The sequence below is a fragment of the Ancylobacter lacus genome (assembly GCF_018390635.1).
GTDB lineage: Bacteria > Pseudomonadota > Alphaproteobacteria > Rhizobiales > Xanthobacteraceae > Ancylobacter > Ancylobacter lacus.
In genome coordinates, this window is the sequence record NZ_JAHBGE010000001.1 from 112,402 (window position 1) to 118,465 (window position 6,064).

General features: G+C 71.2%; 6 protein-coding genes and 1 tRNA gene. 4 read left to right on the forward strand and 3 right to left on the reverse strand.

Going from position 1 to position 6,064, the window contains the following annotated elements:
• The first annotated feature begins 33 nt into the window (after positions 1-33).
• On the forward strand, positions 34-1,575 hold the full coding sequence (amaB, locus tag KHC27_RS00590) for an L-piperidine-6-carboxylate dehydrogenase (protein ID WP_213333873.1): 1,542 nt from the start codon (positions 34-36) through the stop codon (positions 1,573-1,575).
• A 3-nt stretch (positions 1,576-1,578) separates the two neighbouring features.
• Here amaB and KHC27_RS00595 read toward each other — a convergent pair whose 3' ends face one another.
• The gene (locus KHC27_RS00595) at positions 1,579-2,229 is read right to left on the reverse strand and encodes a nitroreductase family protein (RefSeq protein ID WP_213333875.1); all 651 of its coding nucleotides are present in this window, start codon (positions 2,227-2,229) and stop codon (positions 1,579-1,581) included.
• Between the two features lie 143 nt (positions 2,230-2,372).
• Here KHC27_RS00595 and KHC27_RS00600 point away from each other — a divergent pair.
• A tRNA-Pro gene (locus tag KHC27_RS00600) sits at positions 2,373-2,450 on the forward strand.
• Positions 2,451-2,493: 43 nt separating this feature from the next.
• Here KHC27_RS00600 and KHC27_RS00605 read toward each other — a convergent pair.
• The gene (locus KHC27_RS00605; protein WP_213333877.1) at positions 2,494-2,781 is read right to left on the reverse strand and encodes a DUF1488 family protein; all 288 of its coding nucleotides are present in this window, start codon (positions 2,779-2,781) and stop codon (positions 2,494-2,496) included.
• A gap of 273 nt (positions 2,782-3,054) precedes the next feature.
• Here KHC27_RS00605 and KHC27_RS00610 point away from each other — a divergent pair, with 273 nt between their 5' ends.
• Complete coding sequence (locus tag KHC27_RS00610; RefSeq protein WP_213333879.1) at positions 3,055-4,311, forward strand: tyrosine-protein kinase family protein; 1,257 nt, start codon at positions 3,055-3,057, stop codon at positions 4,309-4,311.
• A gap of 83 nt (positions 4,312-4,394) precedes the next feature.
• On the opposite strand, the gene KHC27_RS00615 is transcribed toward KHC27_RS00610, so the two are convergent.
• A complete protein-coding gene (locus tag KHC27_RS00615) occupies positions 4,395-4,664 on the reverse strand; it encodes a DUF2842 domain-containing protein (RefSeq protein ID WP_246518601.1) in 270 nt (89 codons plus the stop codon).
• Positions 4,665-4,872: 208 nt separating this feature from the next.
• On the opposite strand from KHC27_RS00615, the gene KHC27_RS00620 reads away from it, so the two are divergent.
• Positions 4,873-5,925, forward strand: coding sequence for a COX15/CtaA family protein (locus tag KHC27_RS00620; RefSeq protein WP_213333892.1), 1,053 nt, complete (start codon positions 4,873-4,875; stop codon positions 5,923-5,925).
• Positions 5,926-6,064: the final 139 nt, after the last annotated feature.

Sequence of the window (6,064 nt, forward strand, 5' to 3'; positions counted from 1 at the left end):
TTCCATCCGTCCGACGCCTCAGGAGTTGCCGCCATGACCGCTGCCCCGCACGAATTTCCGCCTGTCCCGCAGGAAGTCGCCGATGTCCTGAAGGCGGTGGGCGTCGATCCCGGGCTGTGGACCGGCGGCGGCCGTGCCGTGCGTTCCCCGGTCACCGGCGAGGTGGTCGCTCACGTCACGGACGCGACCCCCGAGCAGGTCGGCGCCGCGGTCGATCAGGCGGTTGCCGCCTTCCATGCCTGGCGGACGGTGCCGGCGCCGCGGCGCGGCGAACTGGTGCGCCTGCTCGGCGAAGAGCTTCGCACGCACAAGCAGGCGCTCGGCCGGCTGGTGACGCTGGAGGCGGGCAAGATCGTCTCGGAGGGCCTCGGCGAGGTGCAGGAGATGATTGATATCTGCGACTTCGCCGTCGGTCTCTCGCGCCAGCTCTACGGCCTCACCATCGCGTCGGAGCGGCCCGGCCATCGCATGATGGAAACCTGGCATCCGATCGGTCCGGTCGGCGTGGTGACGGCGTTCAACTTCCCGGTTGCGGTCTGGTCATGGAACGCCGCGCTTGCGCTGGTGTGCGGCAATCCGGTGCTGTGGAAGCCCTCGGAGAAGTCGCCGCTGACCGCGCTGGCGGTGCAGGCGCTGGTGGAGCGGGCCATCGCCCGCTTCGGCGAGGCGCCGAAGGGGCTGACCCAGGTGCTGATCGGCGCGGGCGACGTCGGCGCGGCGCTGGTCGACGATCACCGGGTCCCGGTGATCTCCGCCACCGGGTCGACCCGAATGGGCCGCATTGTGGGCGAGCGGGTGGCGCGCCGCTTCGGCCGCTCCATCCTTGAGCTCGGCGGAAACAACGCCGCCATCGTCTCTCCCTCGGCCGACCTCGACATCGCGCTGCGCGGCATCGCCTTTGCGGCGATGGGCACCGCGGGCCAGCGCTGCACCACGCTGCGCCGGCTGATCGTGCATGAGAGCGTGTATGATGCGCTGGTGCCGCGTCTGGTGAAGGCTTATGCCTCGGTGGGTATCGGCGATCCCCGCAGCGCCTCCACGCTGATCGGCCCCCTCATCGACGAAGCCTCTTTCGAAGCGATGCAGCGTGCGCTCGACGCCGCCCGTGCCGCCGGTGCGACGGTCCATGGCGGCGAGCGGGTCGGCGCCGCGGGCAAGCCGGGCGCCTTCTATGTCCGTCCCGCGCTGGTCGAGATCGACTCGCAGATCGAGGTAGTGCGGCAGGAGACCTTCGCCCCCATTCTCTACGTGCTGCGCTGCGCCGGCCTGCACGAGGCCATCAAGCTGCAGAACGAGGTGCCGCAGGGCCTCTCCTCCTCCATCTTCACCAACGACATGCGCGAGGCCGAGACCTTCATGTCGGCGGAAGGGTCGGACTGCGGCATCGCCAATGTGAACATCGGGCCGTCCGGCGCGGAAATCGGCGGCGCCTTCGGCGGCGAGAAGGAGACCGGCGGCGGCCGAGAGGCGGGCTCCGACGCCTGGAAGGCCTATATGCGCCGGGCCACCAACACCATCAACTATTCCCGCACCCTGCCGCTGGCGCAGGGCGTCTCGTTCGACATCGAGGAGTGACGCTTACGGCGTCCACCGGCTGACCACCGCCTCCAGTGCGGGGCGGGGCCGCTCGGGCGCCCCCTCCAGCGGGCGGCCGATATGGATGAAGCCGGCGATCCTCTCGCCGGCTTCGACCCCCAGCAGCGCGGCCGCTTCGGGGTCGCGCCCCGGCCATTTCAATAGCCACTGGGTGACGAAGCCCATCGCATTCGCCGCGACGGTGAGCGCCATGCCCAAGGCGCCGGCGGACAGGATCTGGTTCCATTCCGGCACTTTCGAGCTACGGTCCGGTCGGCTCACCACCACCACCGTGACCGGAGCCCGCAGCAGGTAGCTCCGCCACATGTCGCCCTTGCCCGCCGCCATGTCGGGATTCTGCACGGCGTAGAGCGCATCGAGGCGCTCGCCGAGAACGCTCCGCGCCTCCCCCTCGATCACGATCAGCCGCCAGGGCGCGAGCCGGCCATGGTCCGGCGTGCGAATGGCGAGGGTCAGAATCGTTTCGAGTTCATCGGGCGTCGGCCCCGGCGCGCCGAGCGCCCGCAGCGGCAGCGAACGGCGCGTCGACAGGCGCTCCACCATCTCCGCGCTGGGGGGCAGCGCGGGCGGTGCGAGACGGGCGGCGGCGAGGGGGGCGCCGTGCCCATGATGGCGGGGCTGATTTTCGTTCATGCGTGACCTGCCTCGGCCGTGATGGCCGAAGCTATCCTACCCCATCGCGTCGCCTTCGCCGCCCTGCAACGGAACCCGTGGAGTTCGTCGCAACGAGGCTTGCATGCGACGCCCCGAGCCGTTAGACAACGCGCCATAGTCGTCGGAGCGTAGCGCAGCCTGGTTAGCGCACCAGTCTGGGGGACTGGGGGTCGGAGGTTCAAATCCTCTCGCTCCGACCATTTCTCCCCCGATCCATTCCTTTCAGGCCGATGCCGACGCGGTTCAGACCGTGCCCGGCTTGACGTCACTGGCCTCCAGCAAGATGGCTTCCGGCTGCGCGTCGGTGACCCGGCATTTCGCCATGGCCGCAGCCTCGATGGCGGGGCGATGCCGCTCGAAGCGGGCCAGCCGGTCGCTGGTGTTGACCGCCGGTCCCCCGCCTTCGAGCTGATCGAGCGCGTCCCAGCTCACGAAGCAATCGATGATGTCCTGCGGTCCGCGGACGCCAAAGCGCACCGCCCGGCGTTGCAGCATGTCGTCCGGCCCGCGGCCGGCATGGTGGTCGGACATGGTCCGTTCTCCTGTTCTGGTGAGCCCGGCGGGGCCGGGCGTGTGTAACAACAACCCCCAGGGCGCGCGGAAGTTCGGATCACGTCTCGTGTGAACGGTCCGCCTTTAACGGGCTGGAAACCATGCCGCCCCGATGATCCCGCCATGTCAGATCGCCTTCCCCTGCCGCTGGCTGCTCCCGGGTCGTTGCTCCAGCCTTCGCATCCGCCGGCCCCGGCTCGCGGGGAGGATGGCCGCGGCCTGTGGAGATATCTGCGGCGCGGGCGCCTCGCCGTGGTGGCATCTGCCGTTGCCGGAGCCCTGCTGGCGGCCGGTGTGGTCAACCTGGTGCCGCCACGCTACGTCGCCACGGCACGCCTTGTGCTGGAAACCGGATCGACCCAGCTCGACCGCGGCCAGCTCGCCAGCCGGCTGCAGGTCATGGGCTCGCGCGATCTCGCCCGCCAGGTGGTGCGCGAACAGCGCCTGGCCACCCGTCTGCCCGATGCCGCGGGCTCCGAGGAGGCCGCGCTGGAAGCCGTGCTGGCCGGCCTCAACATTCGCCCCGTCGACGGCTCGCAGATGATCGCCATCAACTATGCGGCGGCGGGGCCGCGCCTTGCCGCCGACGTGGCGAACGCCTTCGCCGACATCTATCTCCGCCGCCAGCAGGCGTCGCTGGAGACGCCGGCCAGCCGGGGCGACAGCGCGGGCCGGGTGCGGCTGATGAGCCGGGCCGACCCCGAGACGGCGCCGCGCTATCCCCGGCGCAGCCACATCATCCTTGCCGGCGGGTTGCTCGGCCTGCTGGCCGGGCTTGCCGCTGTGCTGGCGGGGTGGCGCCGCCGGCGGCTCGAACCCGAGGCGGCCGGCTGGTCGGCGGGCGAGGTGCCGTGCTGCGACGGCCGGCGCGAGCGGCATCTGCCGTGGATCGGAAGTCCCCGGGGGCAGGGGGCCGGCATGGGCGACATCGTCCGTGCGGTGGAAGCCCGTGGCGACAGGGCGCGGCTGGTGGTCGTCACCGGCATCGCCGCCGATGAGGCGGTGGGTGCCTGTGCGGTGCGGCTGGCGCGGGAACTCGCCGGCGACAGCCGGGTGGCGCTGGTGAGCCTCGATGCCGGCCATATGGGGCTCGAGCGCCTGACCGCGGACCCGAGGGCGCCGGGGCTTGCCGACCTGCTGTTCGGCGTCGCCAGCTTCTCCGAAGTCGTCCATCGGGAGGCCGGTTCGCGCTGCCATATCATTCCAATCGGGCGTGGGCTCCGCGATCTCGACGCCATCGTCTCGGCCGACCGGCTGGTCCTGATTCTGGGCACGCTGGCGCAGACCTATGACCATGTCGTCATCGCCGCCCCTCCGCTGGGCGGTGTCGCCGGGACGGAGCGGCTTGCCGCCTTGGGCCCGACGGTGGTGCTGGTGACGCCGCCGGACGAGGACGGCGGCGGCGCCACCGATGCCGTGGAGGCCTTCGACGCGCTTGCCGCCCGCGGCTTCGACGCCATCGCCCCGGTGGCTTTCGCCGCCCCGCTCCGGCTCCCGCTCGCCGCCTGAACCCGGAGCGAAGCGGGCAGCCGCGCTGAATCCGCGCAGCCTCACCCCGCGATTGCGGGCGGCCGTGCGCCGGCCGCGCCGGCTCAGAGCGTTTCCGGCTTGCGGTCGAGCCGCACCATCCAGCCGATCACCAGCCCTGCCGGCACCACCCAGCCGAGGCCGAGCACGACATAGGCGATGAACTGCCCTGCCGCGGGGAGGGTGGTTACGCGGCCCTGCGCCAGCGCCATGGCGCCGAGGGCCCAGACGATGACCAGCACCAGCAGCGCGACCGTGCCGATAAATTTGCGCAGCCGCGGCGGCAGCGGGGGCCGGGCGCCGGGGGAGGGCTTCGAACGGTCGGCTGGCGGCATGGCGGCATCCCGATCTTGTGAAGGGCCCGGCGCGGTGCGGGACATTTGGCGCAGTTGCGCGGCTCTGCCGGCCTCTATATCGCTCGCGACGATCCGACGAAAGCGGGCGGCGGTCGCTGGCAGGGCGATGCCGCGCCAGCCGCAGGGAGCCGCCATGACGAGCCTCGATACGCCCTTCGCCGCCCTGCGGCGCGCCGTGCCGGATGATATGGCGCGCGGCGCGCGGCTGCGGCCGGTGCGGGTCTGGCTCTATCTGGTGGCGGCGCTCATCGTGCTGATGGTGGTGGTGGGCGGCGCGATCCGCCTCACCGAATCCGGCCTGTCCATCACCGAGTGGAAGCCGGTCACCGGCATGATCCCGCCGCTCGGCGACGCCGCCTGGCAGAGCGAATTCGCCAAATACCAGCAGATTCCGCAGTACATCCAGATCAACCGGGGCATGAGCCTCGAGGAGTTCAAATACATCTTCTGGTGGGAGTGGGGCCACCGGCTGCTTGGCCGGCTGATCGGCTTCGCCTTCCTGCTTCCCTTCCTGTTCTTCCTGTGGCGCGGCCTGATCGACCGCGCGCTCGGCTGGAAGCTGGGCGGGCTGTTCGTGCTCGGCGGGCTTCAGGGGGCGATCGGCTGGTGGATGGTGGCCTCCGGGCTGGTGGGGCGCACCGATGTCAGCCAGTACCGGCTCGCCACCCATCTCACCACGGCCTGCCTCATCCTCGCCGCCACGGTGGCGGTTGCTCTGTCGCTGAAGCCGCCGGCCGTGGTGCGTCCGGTCCCGGCCCGGCTGCGGCGCGGGGCCGCGCTTCTGCTGGCTCTGGTCGTGCTGCAGATCTTCCTCGGCGGCCTCGTCGCCGGGCTGGACGCCGGGCTCAGCCACACCACCTGGCCGCTGATCGACGGCCATTTCATTCCCCCGCTCGGCGACCTGCTGATCCAGCAGCCCGCCTGGCGCAACTTTTTCGAGAATGTGCTGACGGTGCAGTTCGATCACCGCATGGTCGCCTATGCGCTGTGGGTGGCGGCGCTGCTGCACGCCATCGCCGCGCGCGGCGTGCCGGGCGCCGGTGGACGGGCCGCGCTGCTGTTCGGCCTGGTGACGCTGCAGGCCGCGCTCGGCATCGCGACGCTGGTGCATCAGGTGCCGATCGATCTCGCGCTCACCCACCAGTTCGGCGCGACGGTGGTGCTGATCACCGCCACCGCCCATCTGGTGCGGCTGCGCCAGGGCGATGCGGCGGCCCGGCGGCGGCAGGCCTTCGCCTGAGAGGCTGCCGGCCGCTGCGAAGGGCCGGGCTCGCCCTCGTGCCCGCACCGAAAGCCCCGCGCCGTCGCCGGCCGGGGGTGTGCGTGTAGCGCGAAAAATCAGATGGCAGTGCGCGAAAGATCAGATGGCAGCGCCAGAA

Bases quoted from the DNA above. Each gene is read 5' to 3' on its own strand.
- amaB (WP_213333873.1), top strand. From the start codon at position 34: ATGACCGCTGCCCCGCACGAATTTCCGCCTGTCCCGCAGGAAGTCGCC.
- KHC27_RS00595 (WP_213333875.1), bottom strand. From the start codon at position 2,229: ATGAACGAAAATCAGCCCCGCCATCATGGGCACGGCGCCCCCCTCGCC.
- KHC27_RS00605 (WP_213333877.1), bottom strand. From the start codon at position 2,781: ATGTCCGACCACCATGCCGGCCGCGGGCCGGACGACATGCTGCAACGC.
- KHC27_RS00615 (WP_246518601.1), bottom strand. From the start codon at position 4,664: ATGCCGCCAGCCGACCGTTCGAAGCCCTCCCCCGGCGCCCGGCCCCCG.
- KHC27_RS00620 (WP_213333892.1), top strand. From the start codon at position 4,873: ATGGCGCGCGGCGCGCGGCTGCGGCCGGTGCGGGTCTGGCTCTATCTG.